This is a genomic window from Streptomyces sp. NPDC104367 (assembly GCF_055583825.1).
In genome coordinates, this window is record NZ_JBVJND010000035.1 from 20790 (window position 1) to 41862 (window position 21073).

Consider the following 21073-nt stretch of genomic DNA (forward strand, 5'->3'; position numbering starts at 1 on the left):
ACTTCATGCGCCCCACCCGTCCGAGCGGTCCCGTGGAAACGCGTTGCCGGGGCCGTCACCCTCGGCTGGGACATGCCCCTCCACCGGCGTGCGCTCCTCCGCGCCGTGCGCTCCCCGCGCCACCGCTCCCACGCCGGGCGCTCACGCACCCTGCGCGCCCCGGCGCCCCGTGATCACGCGCGCCGCCCGCCCCTTCCGGCATCCCCGCGCCCGCGCCCGTGTCTGTGTCCGTGACCCTGCCCGGCGCCCGCGCTTCTGCCACGCGCCCCGCTTGCACGCCTGCGCCGCGCGCCCTGCCCCCGTCCGAGGCGCCGCGCCGCGGGGATGCCGGAAGGTGCCGGCCGGCCCTCAGGACACCTCGCCCCGGCCTTGCCTGGGCAGCCCCAGTTCCGCGGTCGCCGCCGAGTTGCAGTACTCGCGGACCGCGCTCGTGCGGGCGACCACGCGCCCCCGGTGCACCACGATCCGGCTGTAGGCGAGGGAGAGGGCGCCCGCGAGGCGGTCGCCGCGTACGGCGAGGAGTTCGGCGGGGAATCCGGCCTCTACGCGGACCTCGGGGAGGCCGAGGGCCGCGCGGGCGTTGGCGCTCACGGCGGCGTAGGCGTCCGCGGGGCGCAGGCCGTGGCGGGAGGCCAGGAGGTAGGCCGCTTCCAGGGGGTCACCACGGCCCACCGGGTTCGACAGGTCGCGCAGGGCGCCGCTGCCGGCGGCGACCCGTACCCCGGCCGCCCGCAGCAGCCGTACCGGAGCCGTGCCGCGGCGGTCGACGGAGCCGCAGCCGCCCTGGGGCAGGCAGACCACCGTGACGCCGGCCGCGGCGAGCTGGTCCGCGACCCGGCCGGCCGCCTCGCCCGGAAGGCGCGCGAGCCCGGCGCACGGGCCGAGTGCCACGCCGGGGCGCATACCGCCCGCCATCGCCGCGAGCCTGGCCAGCCGGGCCGGGTCGACGGCGTCCGTGTGCAGGTCGACCGGGCAGCCGTGCTCGGAGGCCACCTCCAGGACGGCCTCCACGTAGCCCGTGGGATCGGGGTCCAGGTCCGGGCAGCCGCCCACCACCGACGCGCCCATCTTCGCGGCGTCCCGCAGCATCGCGAGGCCGTCGGCGCCGGCGATCCCGGTCAGCACCCGCGGCATCGCGACCGCCGTGAGCTCTGCCAGCCCCCGTAGCGAGCGGCGAGCCCGGAGGACGGCGGCCAGCGCGCCCAGCCCCTGGACGTCGCCCACGCGCACGTGCGCGCGCACGGCCGTCGCGCCGTGCCCGAGTTGCAGCAGGGCCGCCTCGGTGGCACGGCGCTGGACGTCCTCGGGCTCGTACGAGACCGGGCCGCCGCCGTCCGCGGAGAGCGCGGTGTCGCCGTGCGCGTGCGGTTCGGCCGGGGCCGGGAGCAGGAGGTAGCCGGTCAGGTCCACGCGTGCGCCGCCCGCGCGGGCCGGCCCCGACGCCAGGCTGCCCGCCGTCCCGACCGCCTCGATGCGCCCGCCGCCCAGCCGTACGTCCACGGTCCGGCCGTCGGTGAGGCGTGCTCCGCACAGCAGGAGCGTGGCCGGGTCGGAATGCCCCGAGGAACCCGGCGAGTTGGACGACGACGAGGGCGGCTGCGGCTGGCTGTCGGGCATCGCGCTCCAGGTAGGTCGGTCCAGGCGAGGGACTCAAGATCACGCAGAGTGAGTCGAGCCTAGGACGGCGAGCCGCGCGGGGCGGGGAGGAGGGCAATAGTCGTACCGGCGCCGTCGGACCTGCGGGGACCGGTTTCGGCACACGCGCGTGAGGAGCGCCGGAAGGGGTCCGTGAGGCGGTTGTGCGGTGGTCGCGAGCGGTGCGGAAGAGGCCTGGAACGGCGGCGGGAAACGGATTTGGGCGAACGGCGGCCTAGCGTGTAATGTCTTCATCGCTCGCCCCAATAGCTCAGTCGGCAGAGCGTCTCCATGGTAAGGAGAAGGTCTACGGTTCGATTCCGTATTGGGGCTCTGGTGTGAGAGGTTCCCGTCGCAAGGCGGGAGCTGATCTCATCAAAGCGGTGTAGCTCAGTCGGTAGAGCAAGCGGCTCATAATCGCTGTGTCACCGGTTCAAGTCCGGTCACCGCTACTGACAGTAGCCGATTGCGGGGTCGGTCCTTCGATCGGCTACTCTTTCTTGCGTTGAATCAGTCCATCCGTTCGTCTTAGGAGCACTCACGTGGCTGCCACCGACGTCCGCCCGAAGATCACGCTGGCCTGCGTGGAGTGCAAGGAGCGGAACTACATCACCAAGAAGAACCGGCGTAACAACCCGGATCGCCTTGAGATGAAGAAGCACTGCCCGCGTTGCAACGCGCACACTGCGCACCGCGAAACGCGATAAGAAACAGGCTCGTCCGTGAGGCCGTCCCCGCAAGGGGGCGGCCTCACGGCGTTTCAGGGGACAGCTTTCCCGCTAGTTTGTGGGGCATCACAGCAGACATCAGGAGGTGCCGGGCCGATGGCGCTCGACCAGTCCTTCGTGGGACGGACCTACCCGCCCACCGAGCCCTACGAAGTGGGCCGGGAGAAGATCCGCGAGTTCGCCGAGGCGGTGGGCGACGCCAACCCGGTGTACACGGACCCGGAGGCCGCCAAGGCGCTCGGTCATTCCGATGTGATCGCCCCGCCGACTTTTGTTTTCTCGATCACTTTCCGTGCGGCCGGGCAGGTCGTCCAGGACCCGCAGCTCGGCCTGGACTACAGCCGGGTGGTGCACGGCGACCAGAAGTTCGCCTACCGGCGTCCGGTGCGTGCCGGTGACCGGCTGAGCGTCACCTCGACCATCGAGGCCATCAAGTCCCTCGCGGGCAACGACATCATCGACATCCGCGGCGATGTCCACGACGAGACGGGCGAACTCGTGGTGAGCGCCCTGACCAAGCTGGTGGCCCGCGCGGCGGACGTGGAAGAGGGGGCGTGAGGATCCGATGACGGCGAAGATCGCTTACGAGGACGTCGAGGTCGGCACCGAACTGCCGGCGCAGACCTTCCCCGTGACCCGCGCCACGCTCGTGCGGTACGCGGGTGCCTCCGGGGACTTCAACCCGATCCACTGGAACGAGAAGTTCGCCAAGGAGGTGGGCCTGCCGGACGTCATCGCGCACGGCATGTTCACCATGGCCGAGGCGATCCGCGTGGTCACCGACTGGGCCGGCGACCCGGGCGCGGTCGTCGACTACGGCGTCCGTTTCACCAAGCCCGTCGTCGTCCCCAACGACGACCAGGGCGCCGTCGTCGAGGTCAGCGGCAAGGTCGCCGCCAAGCTCGACGACAACACCGTGCGCATCGACCTGACGGCCACCAGCGCCGGACAGAAGGTGCTCGGCATGTCCCGCGCGGTCGTGCGACTGGCCTGATCGGCGGCAGCGGCGGAACGACTGCGACAGCCGTTGCGACGGCAGTTGTGGCGGCGGTCGCGACGGCGGCGAGATCGTGGCGCTGCCGGAAGTAAGGGGCGTTCTCCATGGCGGGGCGCCCCTTACGCGTGTGCGGCCTCCTGCTCGTGAAACGCCCCCTTGACTCAGTTAGTGATTGAGTACTAACTTTCTCGCATGGTCAGGATGAGTGCTGAGGAGCGGCGCGAGAGCGTCGTCCGGGCGGCGATCGCCGAGTTCTCGCAGAGGGGCTACTACGGCACCTCCACCGAGGCGATCGCCAAGCGGGTCGGGGTCTCTCAGCCGTATCTCTTCCGGCTCTTCCCGGGCAAGAAGGCGATCTTCGGCGCCGCCTCGCAGCGCTGCATCGACGAGATGCGCGAGGTCTTCGAGAAGGCGGCCGAGGGGCTGGAGGGGCAGGAGGCCCTGCACGCCATGGGTGAGGCGTACGTGCGGCTGATCCAGGAGCGGCCGGAGCGGCTCCGGATGCAGATGCAGACGTACATCACCGTCGCGGCCGCGGAGGCGGAGGGCGAGCACGAGTTCGGTGAGATCGTGCGGGCCGGGTGGGCGCGGCTCTGGGAGACCGTTCATCTGCTCTCGGGGGCCGATGTCGACGTCACCACCACCTTCCTGGCCAAGGGGATGCTCATCAACACCTACATGGCCATGGGGTTCCCGCCCGAGCACCGGGTCTGGCAGGGGATGTTCTCGGACGCCGACGGCACGGGGTCGCCGGAGAAGTAGCGCCACGGCTTCACGGTCTTACGGCTTCAGGGGGAACGCGGTCCGCCGTGCTTCACCCAGGGTCTTTCATGGGCCCAAAAATTAGTGACCAATAACTAATCAACTCGCGGAACACGCTCTGGGGGAGCGATGTCAGAACAGACAGCACAGCCCACCGCACGTCGCGGAAGCGCCGCCTGGGCGCTCGTCATCACCAGCGTCGCCGGATTCATGGCGGCCCTCGACAACCTCGTCGTCACCACCGCGCTGCCCTCCATCCGGGAGGACCTCGGCGGTGCGCTCGACGACCTCGAATGGACCGTCAGCGCCTACACGCTCACCTTCGCCGTGCTGCTGATGTTCGGCGCCGCCCTCGGCGACCGCTTCGGCCGGCGCCGGCTCTTCCTGGTCGGCCTCACCGTGTTCACCGGCGCCTCCGCCGCGGCGGCCATGGCACCCGGCATCGACTCGCTGATCGCCGCCCGCGCGGTCCAGGGCGTCGGCGCGGCCGTCATGATGCCGCTCACGCTCACCCTGCTGACGGCGGCCGTGCCGGAGGCCAGGCGCGGGATGGCGTACGGTATCTGGGGCGCCGTCAACGGGCTCGCGGTCGCCTCCGGGCCGCTCATCGGCGGCAGCCTCACCGAACACGTGTCCTGGCATTGGATCTTCTGGCTGAACGTCCCGCTCGGCATGGCCCTGCTGCCGCTCGCCCGGCTGCGGCTCGCCGAGTCCCGCGGCACCGGCGCCCCGCTCGACATCCCCGGCACCCTGCTCGCCAGCGGCGGCCTCTTCGGGATCGTCTACGGCCTGGTGCGCGGCCCCGCCGACGGCTGGAGCAGCCCCCTCGTACTCACCGGGCTCTTCGCCGGTGCCGCCCTGCTCGCCGGCTTCGTGGTGCACGGCAGCCGCGCCAGGAACCCCATGCTGCCGATGCGGCTCTTCCGCTCCCGGGCGTTCTCCGGGATCAACGCCGCCAGCCTGCTGATGTTCCTCGGGATGTTCGGGTCGATCTTTCTGCTCAGCCAGTACATGCAGGGCGTGCTCGGCTACTCGCCCACCGAGGCCGGACTCAGGATGCTGCCCTGGACCGGCATGCCGATGCTCGTCGCGCCGATCGCCGGCATCCTCTCCGACCGGATCGGCGGCCGGCCCATCGTCGCCGCCGGACTCTTCCTCCAGGCCGTCGGGCTCGGCTACATGGCCTCCGTCGTCACCGCGCACGCCTCCTATGCGGCACAGCTGCCCGGCCTGATCGTCAGCGGCATCGGCATGGCGCTCTACTTCGCCCCGGCCGCCAACCTGGTCATGTCCGCCGTCCGCCCGCAGGAGCAGGGCATCGCCTCCGGCGCCAACAACGCGCTCCGCGAGGTCGGCGGCGCGCTCGGTGTCGCGGTCATGTCGTCCATCTTCTCCGCCCAGGGCGGCTACGAGAGCGCCCAGAGCTTCGTGGACGGACTGCGGCCCGCCCTCGTCACCGGAGCCGCGGTGGTCGCCTTCGCCGGGATCGCCGCCCTGTTCATCCCCGGCCGGCGCCGGGCGGGCAAGGTCGTGGCGGGCGCCGGGGAGCGCGCCCCGGAGCTGGAGACCGTCGGAAGCTGATCATGTGACGGCACGCGCGCGTGGGGCCCCGTCCCGGACGGACGGGCCCCACGCGCACGTGCCGTTCGGCGCGGGCGGGACCGTCGCCGGCGTCTCGTAGTCTTGGGCGCGTGCAGGAACTCCACGACGCCCCCCTCGCCCCCCTCACCACCTTCCGGCTCGGCGGCCCCGCCACCCGGCTGGTCACCGCGACCACCGACGCCGAGGTGATCGCCGCCGTCCGCGAGGCCGACGACAGCGGGACCCCGCTGCTGGTCGTCGGCGGCGGATCGAACCTGGTCATCGGCGACAAGGGCTTCGACGGCACCGCCCTGCGCATCGCCACCACCGGCTTCGAACTGCGCGGTACGACACTGGAGCTGGCGGCCGGCGAGGTGTGGACCGACGCCGTCGCCCGCACCGTCGAGGCGGGCCTCGCGGGCATCGAGTGCCTCGCCGGGATCCCGGGGTCCGCCGGGGCCACGCCCATCCAGAACGTGGGGGCGTACGGCCAGGAGGTCTCCGCCACCATCACCGAGGTCGTCGCCTACGACCGGCGGGGCGGTGAGACCGTGACGCTCACCAACGAGGAGTGCGCGTTCTCCTACCGGCACAGCCGGTTCAAGGGCGACCCGGAGCGCTACGTCGTCCTGCGCGTCAGGTTCGGGCTGGCGGACGAGGGCGGGCTGTCGGCGCCCCTGCGGTACGCCGAGGCCGCGCGGGCGCTCGGCGCGGAGCCGGGCGACCGGGTGCCGCTCGCCGACGCCCGCGCGGCCGTGCTCAAGCTCCGCGCGGGGAAGGGGATGGTGCTGGATCCCGAGGACCACGACACCTGGTCCGCAGGGTCCTTCTTCACCAACCCGATCCTCACGGACGGACAGTTCGCCGACTTCCACGCGCGCGTGCGCGAGCGGCTGGGCGACGGCGCCGAGCCGCCCGCCTACCCGGCGGGCCAGGGCCGTACCAAGACCTCGGCGGCCTGGCTGATCGACAAGGCCGGGTTCACCAAGGGGTACGGCACCGGAGCGGCCCGGATCTCCACCAAGCACACACTGGCGCTGACGAACCGGGGCGGGGCCACGACGGAGGACCTGCTGGAGCTGGCGCGTGAGGTCGTCGCGGGCGTGCGCGAGGCGTTCGGCGTCACTCTCGTCAACGAGCCGGTGACCGTCGGCGTGAGCCTCTGACCGGGAGAGTCGTCGGCCAAGCGGGATCCTCCGGCCGGACGGCAGCCCTCCGGGGCAGCGTGCCGGAGGCGGCTCAGTACGCCACCCCGACGCCCTGCTTCACCGTCCCCTCGTCATCGATCATCGACAGCATCGCGTGGGCCACGTCCGCGCGGGCGATGAAGCGGCCCTTCGGCGGGAAGCCGCCGATCACCGTGCGGTAGGCGCCGGTGAGGGGCTTGTCCTGGAGGCGGGGCGGGCGGACCGACGTCCAGTCGGTGGCGCTGCGGGACAGCTCCGCCTCCATCTCGCGCAGGTCGTCGTAGACCGGCCGGAGGATCCGGCCGACCAGGCCGCGCATCGAGCGGTCCAGCAGTCCGTCGTCCGGTTCCGGGCCCACCGGGGCCGCGCTGACCACCAGCAGCCGCCGTACGCCCTCGGCCTGCATCGCGGCCAGGACCGTGCGGGTCAGCCGGGCGGCCACCCCGGCGTCGCCCCGGGCGCGCGGGCCCAGACCGGACAGGACCGCGTCCCGGCCCGTGACCGCCGGGCGGACCGCCCCGGGGTCGGTCAGGTCCGCGCGGACGACCTCCAGGCCGGGGCCGGACACGGCCAGCCGGGCCGGATCGCGGACCACCACCGTGACCCGGTGACCCGAAGCCAGCGCCTGGCGGGCGATCTCCCCGCCGATCCCACCGGTCGCGCCGAAGACAGTGAGGTTCATGACTTCTCCCGTGTGTTCCTGCGTCAGTAGGTGGGTGAGTATTCACTCACCCCTGCCCGGTCTCTAGAGTGGGTAAGCACTCACCCACTCGTCAAGGGTCTTCGGGACATCCGTCGCACCCGAGGGAAAGGGCATGTGATCCTTGGGCGTCATGGAGCAGAAACCGGCCCGCGTCCGCATCCTCGACGCCGCACACCAGCTCATGCGTACCGTCGGGCTGGCACGCGCCACCACCAAGGAGATCGCCAGGGCGGCCGACTGCTCCGAGGCGGCCCTCTACAAGTACTTCCCCAGCAAGGAAGAACTGTTCGTGCACGTCCTCACCGAGCGGCTGCCGCGGCTCCTCCCGCTGCTCGGCGAGCTCACCGTCGAACCCGGCCGGGGCACCCTCCAGGACAACCTCACCCGGATCGCCCGGCAGGCCGCCCTGTTCTACGAGGAGAGCTTCCCGATCACCGCGTCCCTCTACGCGGAACAGCAGCTCAAGCGGAAGCTCGACGACAGACTGCGCACCATCGGCGCCGGACCGCACGTGCCGCTGCGGGCCCTCGACGCCTACCTGCGCGCCGAGCGGGCGATCGGCCGGATCCGGGCCGACGCCGACACCACCGCGGCCGCCACCCTGCTGCTCGGCGCCTGCGTCCAGCGCGTCTTCTCCTACGAGGCGACCGCGTCCGGCGTGCGCCCGCCGGTGGACGAGTTCGCCGCCGGGCTCGCCCGCACCCTGCTGGGCGGAATCTCCGTTGCCGAGGACCCCGCCCGCCCGCGACCCTGATGCCATGAGGCATCCCGCATGCGGCTGAGGCTGCGCGAGTTCCGGCCCCGCACCGGCCCGACCGAACACCGGGTCGTCCAGCCCTGGCAGCCGCTGCGGCACACCTCACTGCGCGAGCCCGCGCCGGTCGGCACACTCACCGGCGACCACGACGGGCTCAACCGGCTCGCCGGACTGTTCTCGTTCGCCGCCCACTCACGGCACACGATCGTCCACGTGCCGCTGTGCGAGGCCGTGCCGTCCGACGAGGACGGGGGACAGGACGGGGGACAGAGGCCGCTCGTCGACCTCGTCCTGGTCCACGAGACGCTCGGGCTGCGCGCCTCCGGGTGGCCCGGCCTGCGCCGGCGGCTGCGGCAGGGCACCCCGCTCAGCGTCCGCACCGACGAGGCCCGCACCGCGCGGGACGCGGCCCTGTGGCGCGCCCGGCAGCAGCGCGCCGACCGCCGCGACGAGCTGCGGCACACCACCCACGCCGGCACCCTCTTCCTCTTCGGCGGCCGGGAGGTGTTCGCCGAGGCCGCCATGTCCCTGGCCTACGCGGCCGGCCGGGGGCCGGGCCACAAGGGCGTGGCCCAGGGACACTCGGCACTCGTGTCGGGGCTGTGGGGACTGAGGCAGCCGCCGGGCGGCGGGCACCCCGTCGAGGTGCTGGTCTGCTTCAAGCCCTACCCGCCGTACGCCCACTTCCGAAGACCCTGAGGAAGGCCGCCGCAGAGAGGGGCCCTGAGGGAACGCCCGAGGGAACGCCCGCGAGGCGGACAGGGGGCTACGCGGTTCCCGGTGCCGGAGTGGTGAGCCAGTCGTCGATCCCTGCCAGCAGCCTCGCCTTCGTGTCCGGCGGCGCCGCCGAACCCCGCACCGACTGCCGGGCCAGCTCCGCCAGCTCGGCGTCGGAGAAACCGTGGTGCACGCGCGCGATGTCGTACTGGGCGGCCAGCCGGGAGCCGAACAGCAGCGGGTCGTCGGCGCCCAGCGCCATCGGCACGCCCGCCTCGAACAGGGTCCGCAGCGGGACGTCCTCGGGCTTCTCGTAGACGCCCAGGGCCACGTTGGACGCCGGGCACACCTCGCACGTGATCTCCCGGTCCGCGAGCCGCTTCAGCAGCCGCGGATCCTCCGCCGCCCGCACCCCGTGCCCGATCCGGGAGGCGTTCAGGTCGTCGAGACAGTCCCGCACCGACGCCGGACCGGTCAGCTCGCCACCGTGCGGAGCGGCCAGCAGACCGCCCTCGCGCGCGATGTGGAACGCCCGGTCGAAGTCCCGGGCCATGCCCCGGCGCTCGTCGTTCGACAGCCCGAAGCCGACCACGCCCCGGTCCGCGTAGCGCACGGCCAGCCGCGCGAGCGTACGCGCGTCCAGCGGGTGCTTCATCCGGTTCGCCGCGACCAGGACGCGCATACCGAGGCCGGTCTCCCGGGACGTCGTCTCCACCGCGTCCAGGATGATCTCCAGCGCCGGGATCAGACCGCCCAGACGCGGCGCGTACGACGTCGGGTCCACCTGGATCTCCAGCCAGCCGGAGCCGTCCCTGACGTCCTCCTCGGCGGCCTCCCGCACCAGCCGCCGGATGTCGTCGGGCTCTCTCAGACAGGAGCGCGCGGCGTCGTACAGCCGCTGGAAGCGGAACCAGCCCCGCTCGTCGGTGGCCCGCAGTTTTGGTGGTTCGCCGCTGGTCAGGGCGTCGGTCAGCGCCTCGGGGAGGCGCACGCCGTATTTGTCGGCCAGTTCCAGGACGGTTCCCGGCCGCATCGAACCGGTGAAGTGCAGATGCAGATGGGCTTTCGGCAGCCCAGAGACATCACGTACGTGCTCCATCCCAGGATCCTGCCGTACGCACCGGTCGTACCGGTAGCCGATTCCCCTTTAGTGGCCTTGCTCGCACACGGGAGCGCATACGGGAGCGGACGCGGGAGCGCATACGGCGGCGGGCCGCCTCCCCGGAGGGAAGCGGCCCGCACGCGCGCGTGGAGCGGGGAAAGAGCTCAGTCCCTGGCCTCGGCCAGCAGCTTCTGCATCCGGCTCACGCCCTCGACGAGGTCCTCGTCACCGAGCGCGTACGACAGTCGCAGGTAACCGGGCGTACCGAAGGCCTCGCCGGGTACGACCGCGACCTCGGCCTCCTCCAGGATCAGCGCGGCCAACTCGACCGAGTCCTTCGGGCGCTTGCCGCGGATCTCCTTGCCGAGCAGCGCCTTGACCGAGGGGTAGGCGTAGAAGGCGCCCTCGGGCTCCGGGCAGAGCACGCCGTCGATCTCGTTGAGCATCCGCACGATGGTCTGGCGGCGCCGGTCGAAGGCCTCGCGCATCTTCGCCACGGCGGACAGGTCACCGGTGACGGCGGCCAGCGCGGCGACCTGCGCCACGTTGGAGACGTTCGAGGTGGCGTGCGACTGGAGGTTCGTGGCCGCCTTGACGACGTCCTTGGGGCCGATGACCCAGCCCACGCGCCAGCCCGTCATCGCGTACGTCTTGGCGACGCCGTTGACGACGATGCACTTGTCGCGCAGCTCGGGCAGGACCGCCGGCAGCGAGGTGAACTTCGCGTCGCCGTAGACCAGGTGCTCGTAGATCTCGTCGGTGAGGACCCACAGGCCGTGCTCGACGGCCCAGCGGCCGATCGCCTCGGTCTCGGCCGCGCTGTAGACCGCGCCGGTCGGGTTCGACGGCGAGACGAACAGGACGACCTTCGTCCGCTCGGTCCGGGCCGCCTCCAGCTGCTCGACCGAGACGCGGTAGCCGGTGGTCTCGTCGGCGACGACCTCCACCGGGACACCGCCGGCCAGGCGGATCGACTCCGGGTAGGTCGTCCAGTACGGCGCCGGGACGATGACCTCGTCGCCCGGGTCGAGGATCGCGGCGAAGGCCTCGTAGATGGCCTGCTTGCCGCCGTTGGTGACGAGCACCTGGGACGGGTCCACCTCGTAGCCGGAGTCGCGCAGCGTCTTCGCGGCGATCGCGGCCTTCAGCTCGGGCAGACCGCCGGCCGGCGTGTAGCGGTGGTACTTCGGGTTCTTGCAGGCCTCGATGGCGGCCTCGACGATGTAGTCCGGCGTCGGGAAGTCGGGCTCACCGGCGCCGAAGCCGATCACCGGGCGCCCGGCGGCCTTCAGGGCCTTGGCCTTGGCGTCCACGGCGAGGGTGGCGGACTCGGAGATCGCGCCGACTCGGGCGGAGACCCGGCGCTCGGTGGGAGGGGTTGCAGCGCTCATGGGCCCATCGTTTCAGACCGGAAACCTGCCCGGCACGCCGGTTTCACAGACTGAACAGGTTCGGGCCGAACCATGAACAAGCGTGCGGATCCGGCCCCCGGCCAGGACGATCTTCCGTACGGCCGCCCCGGACTGCCGCTTTCTGTTCGACGCGGCGCCGCGGACCACGTACACTCTCACCTCGTTGGCCTCCGCCAGCCGGGCCTGAGCCGGTGCGCACCAAGCACCCGGCCGGATGCGGTACGTTGGGGGACACACAAAGGGTCGTAGCTCAATTGGTAGAGCACCGGTCTCCAAAACCGGCGGTTGGGGGTTCAAGTCCCTCCGGCCCTGCTACACACACCGTCAGGATGTGTGCGTATGTACGTACAAGCATTGCACCGCCGTGCGGCTCCTGATAACCGGGCGCGGCACGGCCTTGACCCCGGATCAGGTGAGGATGAATGACGGACGCCGTGGGCTCCATCGACACGCCTGATGCCGACGAGGTGCCTGAGTCCAAGAAGGCCCGCAAGGGCGGCAAGCGTGCCAAGAAGGGCCCGCTGAAGCGCCTCGCCACCTTCTACCGCCAGATCATCGCGGAACTCCGCAAGGTCGTCTGGCCCACGCGAAACCAGCTGACGTCGTACACCACCGTGGTGATCTTCTTCGTCGCCATCATGATCGCTCTGGTGACCGTGATTGACTATGGACTCAACCACGCCGCCAAGTACGTCTTCGGCTAAGCACAGCAGCGAAGGGCGCCGTGGTACCGGCGCCCCTTTTCGCATGTTCCACCCCTATGTATCCAGGAAGAAGCAGCCATCGTGTCTGACCCGAACCTGAACGACGCCGTCGAGCCCGAAGAGGCCGTCGCAGACGAGCTGGACATCGTCGAGGGCGCGGACGAGCAGGACGAGTTCGAGGCTGCCGAGGCCGAACTGGGGGAGCCGGCCGAGGAGGCCGCGGTCCACGTCGAGGACGAGGAAGAGGCCGACGAGGAGGAGCTCGAGGAGCTCGCCGAGGAAGAGCCCGCCGAGCCGGTCGACCCCGTCCAGGCCCTGCGCGAGGAGCTGCGCACGCTGCCGGGCGAGTGGTACGTCATCCACACGTACGCCGGCTACGAGAACCGCGTGAAGACCAACCTGGAGCAGCGCGCCGTCTCGCTGAACGTCGAGGACTACATCTTCCAGGCCGAGGTGCCGCAGGAAGAGGTCGTCCAGATCAAGAACGGCGACCGCAAGACCATCAAGCAGAACAAGCTGCCGGGTTACGTGCTCGTCCGCATGGACCTGACCAACGAGTCGTGGGGTGTCGTCCGCAACACCCCCGGTGTCACCGGCTTCGTCGGCAACGCCTACGACCCGTACCCGCTGACCCTGGACGAGATCGTCAAGATGCTCGCGCCGGAGGCCGAGGAGAAGGCGGCGCGCGAGGCCGCGGAGGCCGAGGGCAAGCCGGCGCCGCAGCGCAAGGTCGAGGTCCAGGTGCTGGACTTCGAGGTGGGCGACTCGGTCACCGTCACCGACGGTCCGTTCGCCACGCTCCAGGCCACCATCAACGAGATCAACCCCGACTCGAAGAAGGTCAAGGGCCTGGTGGAGATCTTCGGGCGCGAGACGCCGGTCGAGCTTTCGTTCGACCAGATCCAGAAGAACTGAGTCGTCCGTCGGCCGCAGGCCGCGCCCTCGGATAAGTCAGGTCGGGTTGGCCTCAAGCAGGCCACCTGACCTGCTTCGTTTTTGGCCGCACATCTATACCCGCTATCGTTGTGCGGTATGCCCGCAACCGGGTGGTCCTCGGATGCGGGCAGGACCCGAATGAAAGGACCCGGAGAGTAATGCCTCCCAAGAAGAAGAAGGTCACGGGGCTCATCAAGCTCCAGATCAACGCCGGTGCGGCGAACCCGGCCCCGCCGGTCGGCCCCGCGCTCGGTCAGCACGGCGTCAACATCATGGAGTTCTGCAAGGCCTACAACGCCGCGACCGAGTCGCAGCGTGGCTGGGTGATCCCGGTGGAGATCACGGTCTACGAGGACCGCTCCTTCACCTTCGTCACCAAGACGCCGCCGGCCGCGAAGATGATCCTCAAGGCCGCTGGTGTCGAGAAGGGCTCCGGCGAGCCCCACAAGACCAAGGTCGCCAAGATCACCGAGGCGCAGGTCCGTGAGATCGCCACGACCAAGCTCCCCGACCTGAACGCCAACGACCTGGACGCCGCCGCGAAGATCATCGCCGGCACCGCCCGCTCCATGGGCATCACGGTCGAGGGCTGAACCCCACTTTCGTAGAACCACCGTGGTAGGGCCTGCTCGGCCCGTACACCACGACTCCTTCAGAACACACAGGAGCAGTTGTGAGCAAGCGCAGCAAGGCTCTCCGCGCTGCGGACGCCAAGGTCGACCGGGAGAAGCTCTACGCCCCGCTCGAGGCCGTCCGTCTCGCCAAGGAGACCTCCACGACCAAGTTCGACGGCACCGTCGAGGTCGCCTTCCGCCTGGGTGTCGACCCGCGCAAGGCCGACCAGATGGTCCGTGGCACCGTGAACCTCCCGCACGGCACCGGTAAGACCGCCCGGGTCCTGGTCTTCGCGACCGGTGACCGTGCCGAGGCCGCGCGTGCCGCGGGCGCCGACATCGTCGGCGCCGACGAGCTGATCGACGAGGTGGCGAAGGGCCGTCTGGACTTCGACGCCGTCGTCGCCACCCCGGACCTCATGGGCAAGGTCGGCCGCCTCGGCCGCGTCCTCGGCCCGCGTGGTCTGATGCCGAACCCGAAGACCGGCACCGTGACCCCCGACACGGCCAAGGCCGTCACGGAGATCAAGGGCGGCAAGATCGAGTTCCGCGTCGACAAGCACTCGAACCTGCACTTCATCATCGGCAAGACGTCCTTCGAGGACGACAAGCTGGTGGAGAACTACGGCGCCGCGCTGGAGGAGATCCTCCGTCTGAAGCCGTCCGCCGCCAAGGGCCGCTACATCAAGAAGGCCGCCATCAGCACCACGATGGGCCCCGGCATCCCGATCGACTCGAACCGCACCCGCAACCTCCTCGTCGAGGAGGACCCGGCCGCCGTCTGAGCCACGCGCTCGGTCCGGTAGCCGCGTCAGGGACGCGTCAGCCAGCAGGACGGGCCCCGCAATCCGAGAGGGTTGCGGGGCCCGTCCCGTTTCCCCGGGCGGACCGGCCCCCGCCGACTTCCGGCGCGATGCCGGTGACCTGGGTTAGCGTCGGGGTGGGGAGTCGCATGGGGGGTGGTTCTGGATGACGGGCACGGGCGTGCGCCGGACGGTCCTGGCGGCCGTGCTGGCGGCCGCGCTGACCGGGACGGCGGCCTGCACCTCCGCGGGAGGCGCCGCGGACCCGGCCGGCCGGGGGACGAGGAGCAGCACCGCCCCGCAGGCCCGTACGCTCGCCGCCCTGCGCTCCGCCGAGCGGTCCACGCACCACGCCCGCTCGGTCAGGGTCCGCTCCACCACCACCCTGGGCTCCCTGATGTCCACCCGGGCCGAGGGTGCCCTCGGCTGGTCCCACGGCCTCACCGGCACGCTCACCATCACCTACACCGGCGGTACCACCGCCGACCTGATGCGCAGCCTCGACTCCACGTCCCTGGAGACCCGCTACCTCAAGGACGCCTACTACGCCAAGGTCGGCGAGCGGTTCGCCCGGCAGCTCGGCGGCAGGCACTGGATCAAGTACACGTACGCCTACCTCGCCACCCTGGGCGGCGGCTCGGGCGCGATGATGACGGACCTGATGCGCAACACCACGCCCAACCAGTCCGTGCGGATGCTGCTGGCCTCCGAGGACGTCCGCGCGGTCGGCGAGGAGAAGGTCTCCGGCGTGTCCACCACCCACTACTCGGGCACGGTGAACGCCTCCGACCTGGCCGAGGGCAGCGACCTGCGCCGGCAGCTCGGCCAGGCCGGCGTCGCCACCGAGACCGTGGACATCTGGATCGACGGCAAGGACCTGCTGGTCAAGAAGGTCGAGAAGGCCCAGACGGACAGCGGGAAGATGACCCAGACCGCCTACTACAGCGGCTACGGCGTGAAGGTCAGCGCCGAGAAGCCCCCGGCCGCCGACACCGAGGACTTCAGGACGCTGCTGAAGAAGCGGGGCGGCAGCGGATCAACCTCCTGAGAGCGGCCGTACCGGGCCGATTTGCTTGACAGCGCACCGGTCCCGTACGCTCCTCGGGAAGCCAAAGACCGCTGGTCGTTGCCGTGTGCTCGTAAGGGTGTGCGGTGGCCGAAGGATCCGCTGAACCGCGGACGACCCGCGCAGGTGACTGTGGAAGTGCTCCCGGAATACGCGCTCGCGTGTGTGTGCCCGGTCGAGCCACGCCCCGTGCGCCTGCGCCGGGGCGTTTCGTTTTCCTCAGCCCCTTCTGAGCGGTCCTCATCACCCGGAAGGAGGCCGACGCTCTATGGCAAGGCCCGACAAGGCTGCCGCGGTAGCCGAGCTCGCGGAGCAGTTCCGCGGTTCGAACGCCGCCGTGCTGACCGAGTACCGGGGTCTCACCGTGGCGCAGCTCAAGACGCTGCGTCGTTCGCTCGGTGAGAACGCCCAGTACGCCGTGGTGAAGAACACGCTGACCAAGATTGCGGCCAACGAGGCCGGGATCACGACGCTCGACGACCTGTTCAACGGTCCGACGGCGGTCGCCTTCGTCACCGGTGACCCGGTGGAGTCGGCGAAGGGTCTTCGTGACTTCGCCAAGGACAACCCGAACCTCGTCATCAAGGGCGGTGTCCTTGACGGCAAGGCGCTGTCCGCCGACGAGATCAAGAAGCTTGCGGACCTCGAGTCCCGCGAGGTTCTGCTCGCCAAGCTGGCGGGCGCCCTGAAGGGCAAGCAGACGCAGACTGCTCAGCTCTTCCAGGCGCTCCCGTCGAAGCTCGTCCGCACCGTGGACGCGCTTCGCGCCAAGCAGGACGAGCAGGGCGGTGCCGAGTAATTCGGCTCGCACAATGACCGCCGCCGCGTGAGGCAGCCCGCCTCGCGCACCGGCAGCGGTCGACGCGGGCCAACGTACGCCCGCCGCACATGTACATCCCGGCACCAGCCGAATTAGTGGAAGGATCGCCCTCATGGCGACGAAGCTGTCCCAGGAAGAGCTGCTCGAGCAGTTCGAGAACCTCACCCTCATCGAGCTCTCCGAGTTCGTGAAGGCCTTCGAGGAGAAGTTCGACGTCACCGCCGCCGCCGCGACCGTCGTCGCCGGTCCGGCCGGTCCGGCCGCCGCCGCCGAGGCCGAGGAGGAGAAGGACGAGTTCGACGTCATCCTCACCGGTGCCGGCGACAAGAAGATCCAGGTCATCAAGGTCGTGCGCGAGCTCACCTCGCTCGGCCTGAAGGAGGCCAAGGACCTCGTGGACGGCGCCCCGAAGCCCGTCCTCGAGAAGGTCGCCAAGGACGCCGCCGAGAAGGCCGCCGAGTCCCTCAAGGGCGCCGGCGCCTCCGTCGAGGTCAAGTAACACCTTTGAGGTCCCAGTGACCTCTGTGTGCTGAAACACCCCCCTCGGGGGCTGTAACGCGCAGACCGCGAAGAGCGATCATCCATCCGGGTGGTCGCTCTTCGGCGTTACCGGGAGGCCGACCACGGTTGCCTTGCACCTGTGACGGCGAGGGGTATGGTGATCTTCGTCGTGTCTCCGGCGCACCGGGTTTGCGCAGAGGGGCCTTGACGAACCGCACGCAGCGCGCAATTCTCAGGACGCGTCGCCAGAACGGTCCGAATCCGAGGCATGGATCGGCGACGAAGAGGGCAGTATCAACGTGCGTTGAGGGCAGGCATGACGCAGGCGTTGACGATGAAGAGGGTCTCAGAAAATGGGGACTGGACATCAGTGTGCCAAGTGGCTACACTGACCCTTTGCGCTGCCTGTTAGCTGTCCCCTGCCCGTCACCAGGGGTCTGCCCTCACCCGAACGCCGACGACCGAACCTCCTCTGAACTGGGGTTTCCGTCTCTGTGTCCCGGGAAGGGACCGGGGAGCGCGTAGTGAGTCCGAGCCCTCGGAAGGACCCCCTCTTGGCCGCCTCGCGCACTGCCTCGAACGCGAATATGAACAACGGCGCCAGCACCGCCCCGCTGCGCATCTCCTTTGCAAAGATCAAGGAGCCTCTCGAGGTTCCCAACCTGCTCGCGCTGCAGACCGAGAGCTTCGACTGGCTGCTCGGCAACACCGCCTGGCAGAGTCGGGTCGAGGAGGCTCTGGAGTCAGGTCAGGACGTCCCCACCAAGTCCGGTCTGGAGGAGATCTTCGAGGAGATCTCCCCGATCGAGGACTTCTCCGGGTCGATGTCGCTGACCTTCCGCGACCACCGCTTCGAGCCGCCGAAGAACAGCATCGACGAGTGCAAGGAGCGCGACTTCACGTACGCCGCCCCGCTCTTCGTCACGGCCGAGTTCACCAACAACGAGACCGGTGAGATCAAGTCCCAGACGGTCTTCATGGGCGACTTCCCGCTCATGACGAACAAGGGCACCTTCGTCATCAACGGCACCGAGCGTGTCGTGGTGTCGCAGCTGGTCCGTTCCCCCGGTGTCTACTTCGACTCCTCCATCGACAAGACCTCCGACAAGGACATCTTCTCCGCCAAGATCATCCCGTCCCGGGGTGCCTGGCTGGAGATGGAGATCGACAAGCGCGACATGGTCGGTGTCCGTATCGACCGCAAGCGCAAGCAGTCCGTGACCGTCCTTCTGAAGGCGCTCGGCTGGACCACCGAGCAGATCCTCGAGGAGTTCGGCGAGTACGAGTCCATGCGCGCCACCCTGGAGAAGGACCACACCCAGGGCCAGGACGACGCGCTGCTCGACATCTACCGCAAGCTGCGTCCGGGCGAGCCCCCCACGCGTGAGGCCGCGCAGACGCTGCTCGAGAACCTGTACTTCAACCCGAAGCGCTACGACCTCGCCAAGGTCGGCCGCTACAAGGTCAACAAGAAGCTGGGCGCGGACGCCCCGCTCGACGCCGGCGTGCTCACCGTCGAGGACGTCATCTCGACGATCAAGTACCTGGTGAAGCTGCACGCGGGCGAGACCGAGACGGTCGGCGACAGCGGCGGTTCGATCGTCGTCGAGACCGACGACATCGACCACTTCGGCAACCGTCGTCTGCGCAGCGTCGGCGAGCTCATCCAGAACCAGGTCCGCACCGGCCTGGCCCGTATGGAGCGCGTCGTCCGCGAGCGGATGACCACCCAGGACGTCGAGGCGATCACGCCGCAGACCCTGATCAACATCCGGCCGGTCGTCGCCTCCATCAAGGAGTTCTTCGGCACCAGCCAGCTGTCCCAGTTCATGGACCAGAACAACCCGCTGTCGGGTCTCACCCACAAGCGCCGTCTGTCGGCTCTTGGCCCGGGTGGTCTCTCCCGTGAGCGGGCCGGCTTCGAGGTCCGTGACGTGCACCCCTCGCACTACGGCCGTATGTGTCCGATCGAGACGCCCGAAGGCCCGAACATCGGTCTGATCGGCTCGCTCGCCTCCTACGGTCGCGTCAACGCCTTCGGCTTCGTCGAGACCCCGTACCGCAAGGTCGTCGACGGCCAGGTCACCGACGAGGTCGACTACCTGACCGCCGACGAGGAGGACCGCTTCGTCATCGCCCAGGCCAACGCCGGCCTGAACGACGACATGCGCTTCGCCGAGAACCGCGTCCTGGTCCGCCGCCGCGGCGGCGAGGTCGACTACGTCGCCGGTGACGACGTGGACTACATGGACGTCTCGCCGCGCCAGATGGTGTCGGTCGCGACCGCCATGATCCCCTTCCTGGAGCACGACGACGCCAACCGTGCCCTCATGGGCGCGAACATGATGCGCCAGGCCGTGCCGCTCATCAAGAGCGAGGCCCCGCTGGTCGGCACCGGCATGGAGTACCGCTCCGCCGTCGACGCCGGCGACGTGGTCAAGGCCGAGAAGGACGGTGTGGTCCAGGAGGTCTCCGCCGACTACATCACCACGGCCAACGACGACGGCACGTACATCACGTACCGCCTGCACAAGTTCTCCCGGTCCAACCAGGGCACCTCGGTGAACCAGAAGGTCGTCGTCGACGAGGGCGACCGGATCATCACCGGCCAGGTGCTGGCCGACGGTCCGGCCACCGAGAACGGCGAGATGGCCCTCGGCAAGAACCTGCTCGTGGCGTTCATGCCGTGGGAGGGTCACAACTACGAGGACGCGATCATCCTGTCGCAGCGCCTCGTGCAGGACGACGTCCTCTCCTCGATCCACATCGAGGAGCACGAGGTCGACGCCCGTGACACCAAGCTCGGCCCCGAGGAGATCACCCGGGACATCCCGAACGTCTCCGAGGAGGTCCTCGCCGACCTCGACGAGCGCGGCATCATCCGCATCGGCGCCGAGGTCATCGCCGGCGACATCCTCGTCGGCAAGGTGACCCCGAAGGGCGAGACCGAGCTGACCCCCGAGGAGCGCCTGCTGCGCGCCATCTTCGGTGAGAAGGCCCGTGAGGTCCGCGACACCTCGCTGAAGGTGCCGCACGGCGAGACCGGCAAGGTCATCGGCGTGCGCGTCTTCGACCGCGAGGAGGGCGACGAGCTGCCGCCGGGCGTGAACCAGCTGGTCCGCGTCTACGTCGCGCAGAAGCGCAAGATCACCGACGGTGACAAGCTCGCCGGCCGTCACGGCAACAAGGGCGTCATCTCCAAGATCCTGCCCATCGAGGACATGCCGTTCCTCGAGGACGGGACCCCGGTCGACATCATCCTCAACCCGCTCGGTGTGCCGTCCCGAATGAACCCGGGACAGGTCCTGGAGATCCACCTCGGCTGGCTCGCCAGCCGCGGCTGGGACGTCTCCGGCCTCGGCGAGGAGTGGGCGCAGCGCCTCCAGGCGATTGGCGCCGACTCCGTCGCGCCCGGCACCAACGTCGCGACCCCGGTCTTCGACGGTGCCCGCGAGGACGAGCTGGCGGGTCTGCTCCAGCACACCATCCCGAACCGCGACGGCGAGCGCATGGTGCTCCCGAGCGGCAAGGCGCGGCTGTTCGACGGCCGTAGCGGTGAGCCGTTCCCGGACCCGATCTCGGTCGGCTACATGTACATCCTCAAGCTCCACCACCTGGTCGACGACAAGCTGCACGCCCGTTCGACCGGCCCGTACTCGATGATCACCCAGCAGCCGCTGGGTGGTAAGGCGCAGTTCGGTGGCCAGCGCTTCGGCGAGATGGAGGTGTGGGCCCTCGAGGCCTACGGCGCCGCCTACGCGCTCCAGGAACTGCTCACCATCAAGTCCGACGACGTCACCGGCCGCGTGAAGGTCTACGAGGCCATCGTCAAGGGCGAGAACATCCCCGAGCCCGGCATCCCCGAGTCCTTCAAGGTGCTCATCAAGGAGATGCAGTCGCTCTGCCTGAACGTGGAGGTGCTGTCCAGCGACGGTATGTCCATCGAGATGCGTGACACCGACGAGGACGTCTTCCGCGCTGCGGAGGAGCTCGGCATCGACCTGTCGCGGCGCGAGCCGAGCAGCGTCGAAGAGGTCTGACGGGAGTC

At 69.9% G+C, this 21073-nt stretch carries 20 protein-coding genes and 3 tRNA genes; 19 read left to right on the forward strand and 4 right to left on the reverse strand.

Annotation, left to right across the window (positions count from 1 at the left end; translation table 11 throughout):
* Window positions 1-348 precede the first annotated feature (348 nt).
* Window positions 349-1617: an amidohydrolase family protein gene (locus ACZ619_RS37385; RefSeq protein WP_469608899.1), complete on the reverse strand. Its 1269-nt coding sequence runs from the start codon at window positions 1615-1617 to the stop codon at window positions 349-351.
* Between the two features lie 278 nt (window positions 1618-1895).
* On the opposite strand from ACZ619_RS37385, the gene ACZ619_RS37390 reads away from it, so the two are divergent.
* The 8 genes from ACZ619_RS37390 to ACZ619_RS37425 all read left to right on the forward strand — a co-directional run bounded on the left by ACZ619_RS37390 (window position 1896) and on the right by ACZ619_RS37425 (window position 6869).
* A tRNA-Thr gene (locus ACZ619_RS37390) sits at window positions 1896-1968 on the forward strand.
* A 46-nt stretch (window positions 1969-2014) separates the two neighbouring features.
* Window positions 2015-2087 (forward strand) — tRNA-Met (locus ACZ619_RS37395).
* Between the two features lie 90 nt (window positions 2088-2177).
* Window positions 2178-2342 (forward strand): 50S ribosomal protein L33, encoded by a 165-nt coding sequence (rpmG, locus tag ACZ619_RS37400; protein ID WP_003948671.1) that lies wholly within the window; start codon window positions 2178-2180, stop codon window positions 2340-2342.
* A 117-nt stretch (window positions 2343-2459) separates the two neighbouring features.
* Window positions 2460-2921, forward strand: a complete 462-nt coding sequence (locus ACZ619_RS37405; RefSeq protein ID WP_469608901.1) for an FAS1-like dehydratase domain-containing protein — start codon at window positions 2460-2462, stop codon at window positions 2919-2921.
* Between the two features lie 7 nt (window positions 2922-2928).
* Window positions 2929-3357 carry a MaoC family dehydratase gene (locus tag ACZ619_RS37410; RefSeq protein ID WP_469608903.1) on the forward strand — a complete coding sequence of 143 codons (429 nt, stop codon included), beginning with the start codon at window positions 2929-2931 and terminating at the stop codon, window positions 3355-3357.
* A gap of 195 nt (window positions 3358-3552) precedes the next feature.
* Window positions 3553-4122, forward strand: coding sequence for a TetR/AcrR family transcriptional regulator (locus ACZ619_RS37415; RefSeq protein ID WP_469608906.1), 570 nt, complete (start codon window positions 3553-3555; stop codon window positions 4120-4122).
* A gap of 129 nt (window positions 4123-4251) precedes the next feature.
* The gene (locus tag ACZ619_RS37420) at window positions 4252-5703 is read left to right on the forward strand and encodes a DHA2 family efflux MFS transporter permease subunit (protein WP_469608909.1); all 1452 of its coding nucleotides are present in this window, start codon (window positions 4252-4254) and stop codon (window positions 5701-5703) included.
* Between the two features lie 110 nt (window positions 5704-5813).
* On the forward strand, window positions 5814-6869 hold the full coding sequence (locus ACZ619_RS37425) for a UDP-N-acetylmuramate dehydrogenase (RefSeq protein WP_469608912.1): 1056 nt from the start codon (window positions 5814-5816) through the stop codon (window positions 6867-6869).
* 73 nt (window positions 6870-6942) lie between these two features.
* Here the strand turns inward: ACZ619_RS37425 and ACZ619_RS37430 are convergent, their stop codons facing one another.
* Window positions 6943-7572: an NAD(P)-dependent oxidoreductase gene (locus tag ACZ619_RS37430; RefSeq protein ID WP_469608914.1), complete on the reverse strand. Its 630-nt coding sequence runs from the start codon at window positions 7570-7572 to the stop codon at window positions 6943-6945.
* A gap of 151 nt (window positions 7573-7723) precedes the next feature.
* On the opposite strand from ACZ619_RS37430, the gene ACZ619_RS37435 reads away from it, so the two are divergent.
* Together ACZ619_RS37435 and ACZ619_RS37440 are read left to right on the forward strand one after the other, a co-directional pair.
* A complete protein-coding gene (locus ACZ619_RS37435; RefSeq protein ID WP_469608916.1) occupies window positions 7724-8347 on the forward strand; it encodes a TetR/AcrR family transcriptional regulator in 624 nt (207 codons plus the stop codon).
* An 18-nt stretch (window positions 8348-8365) separates the two neighbouring features.
* Window positions 8366-9049 carry a hypothetical protein gene (locus ACZ619_RS37440; RefSeq protein ID WP_469608919.1) on the forward strand — a complete coding sequence of 228 codons (684 nt, stop codon included), beginning with the start codon at window positions 8366-8368 and terminating at the stop codon, window positions 9047-9049.
* A 67-nt stretch (window positions 9050-9116) separates the two neighbouring features.
* Here the strand turns inward: ACZ619_RS37440 and ACZ619_RS37445 are convergent, their stop codons facing one another.
* Entirely contained in the window at window positions 9117-10166 is a 1050-nt protein-coding gene (locus tag ACZ619_RS37445; protein WP_469608921.1) for an adenosine deaminase, read from the reverse strand.
* A 167-nt stretch (window positions 10167-10333) separates the two neighbouring features.
* On the reverse strand, window positions 10334-11560 hold the full coding sequence (locus tag ACZ619_RS37450) for a pyridoxal phosphate-dependent aminotransferase (protein WP_469608924.1): 1227 nt from the start codon (window positions 11558-11560) through the stop codon (window positions 10334-10336).
* 260 nt (window positions 11561-11820) lie between these two features.
* Between ACZ619_RS37450 and ACZ619_RS37455 the strand changes: the two genes are divergently transcribed.
* The 9 genes from ACZ619_RS37455 (at window position 11821) to rpoB (ending at window position 21065) form a co-directional block, all read left to right on the forward strand.
* Window positions 11821-11893 (forward strand) — tRNA-Trp (locus ACZ619_RS37455).
* Between the two features lie 110 nt (window positions 11894-12003).
* Window positions 12004-12285 carry a preprotein translocase subunit SecE gene (secE, locus tag ACZ619_RS37460; protein WP_365296345.1) on the forward strand — a complete coding sequence of 94 codons (282 nt, stop codon included), beginning with the start codon at window positions 12004-12006 and terminating at the stop codon, window positions 12283-12285.
* Window positions 12286-12366: 81 nt separating this feature from the next.
* Window positions 12367-13200 carry a transcription termination/antitermination protein NusG gene (gene nusG, locus ACZ619_RS37465; RefSeq protein WP_469608927.1) on the forward strand — a complete coding sequence of 278 codons (834 nt, stop codon included), beginning with the start codon at window positions 12367-12369 and terminating at the stop codon, window positions 13198-13200.
* Window positions 13201-13379: 179 nt separating this feature from the next.
* Window positions 13380-13814 (forward strand): 50S ribosomal protein L11, encoded by a 435-nt coding sequence (rplK, locus tag ACZ619_RS37470; RefSeq protein WP_055631380.1) that lies wholly within the window; start codon window positions 13380-13382, stop codon window positions 13812-13814.
* An 80-nt stretch (window positions 13815-13894) separates the two neighbouring features.
* A complete protein-coding gene (gene rplA / locus ACZ619_RS37475; RefSeq protein WP_469608931.1) occupies window positions 13895-14620 on the forward strand; it encodes a 50S ribosomal protein L1 in 726 nt (241 codons plus the stop codon).
* A gap of 184 nt (window positions 14621-14804) precedes the next feature.
* On the forward strand, window positions 14805-15686 hold the full coding sequence (locus ACZ619_RS37480) for an SCO4651 family lipoprotein (protein ID WP_469608934.1): 882 nt from the start codon (window positions 14805-14807) through the stop codon (window positions 15684-15686).
* A 286-nt stretch (window positions 15687-15972) separates the two neighbouring features.
* Entirely contained in the window at window positions 15973-16503 is a 531-nt protein-coding gene (gene rplJ / locus ACZ619_RS37485; protein ID WP_469608936.1) for a 50S ribosomal protein L10, read from the forward strand.
* Between the two features lie 133 nt (window positions 16504-16636).
* Window positions 16637-17023: a 50S ribosomal protein L7/L12 gene (rplL, locus tag ACZ619_RS37490; protein ID WP_469608937.1), complete on the forward strand. Its 387-nt coding sequence runs from the start codon at window positions 16637-16639 to the stop codon at window positions 17021-17023.
* A 556-nt stretch (window positions 17024-17579) separates the two neighbouring features.
* The gene (rpoB, locus tag ACZ619_RS37495; protein ID WP_469608939.1) at window positions 17580-21065 is read left to right on the forward strand and encodes a DNA-directed RNA polymerase subunit beta; all 3486 of its coding nucleotides are present in this window, start codon (window positions 17580-17582) and stop codon (window positions 21063-21065) included.
* The last annotated feature ends 8 nt before the right edge of the window (window positions 21066-21073 follow it).

Bases quoted from the DNA above. Each gene is read 5' to 3' on its own strand.
- secE (WP_365296345.1), top strand. From the start codon at position 12,004: ATGACGGACGCCGTGGGCTCCATCGACACGCCTGATGCCGACGAGGTG.
- ACZ619_RS37415 (WP_469608906.1), top strand. From the start codon at position 3,553: ATGGTCAGGATGAGTGCTGAGGAGCGGCGCGAGAGCGTCGTCCGGGCG.
- ACZ619_RS37480 (WP_469608934.1), top strand. From the start codon at position 14,805: ATGACGGGCACGGGCGTGCGCCGGACGGTCCTGGCGGCCGTGCTGGCG.
- ACZ619_RS37430 (WP_469608914.1), bottom strand. From the start codon at position 7,572: ATGAACCTCACTGTCTTCGGCGCGACCGGTGGGATCGGCGGGGAGATC.
- rplJ (WP_469608936.1), top strand. From the start codon at position 15,973: ATGGCAAGGCCCGACAAGGCTGCCGCGGTAGCCGAGCTCGCGGAGCAG.
- ACZ619_RS37445 (WP_469608921.1), bottom strand. From the start codon at position 10,166: ATGGAGCACGTACGTGATGTCTCTGGGCTGCCGAAAGCCCATCTGCAT.
- ACZ619_RS37440 (WP_469608919.1), top strand. From the start codon at position 8,366: ATGCGGCTGAGGCTGCGCGAGTTCCGGCCCCGCACCGGCCCGACCGAA.
- ACZ619_RS37385 (WP_469608899.1), bottom strand. From the start codon at position 1,617: ATGCCCGACAGCCAGCCGCAGCCGCCCTCGTCGTCGTCCAACTCGCCG.
- ACZ619_RS37420 (WP_469608909.1), top strand. From the start codon at position 4,252: ATGTCAGAACAGACAGCACAGCCCACCGCACGTCGCGGAAGCGCCGCC.
- rplL (WP_469608937.1), top strand. From the start codon at position 16,637: ATGGCGACGAAGCTGTCCCAGGAAGAGCTGCTCGAGCAGTTCGAGAAC.
- ACZ619_RS37405 (WP_469608901.1), top strand. From the start codon at position 2,460: ATGGCGCTCGACCAGTCCTTCGTGGGACGGACCTACCCGCCCACCGAG.
- ACZ619_RS37450 (WP_469608924.1), bottom strand. From the start codon at position 11,560: ATGAGCGCTGCAACCCCTCCCACCGAGCGCCGGGTCTCCGCCCGAGTC.
- rplK (WP_055631380.1), top strand. From the start codon at position 13,380: ATGCCTCCCAAGAAGAAGAAGGTCACGGGGCTCATCAAGCTCCAGATC.
- ACZ619_RS37410 (WP_469608903.1), top strand. From the start codon at position 2,929: ATGACGGCGAAGATCGCTTACGAGGACGTCGAGGTCGGCACCGAACTG.
- ACZ619_RS37435 (WP_469608916.1), top strand. From the start codon at position 7,724: ATGGAGCAGAAACCGGCCCGCGTCCGCATCCTCGACGCCGCACACCAG.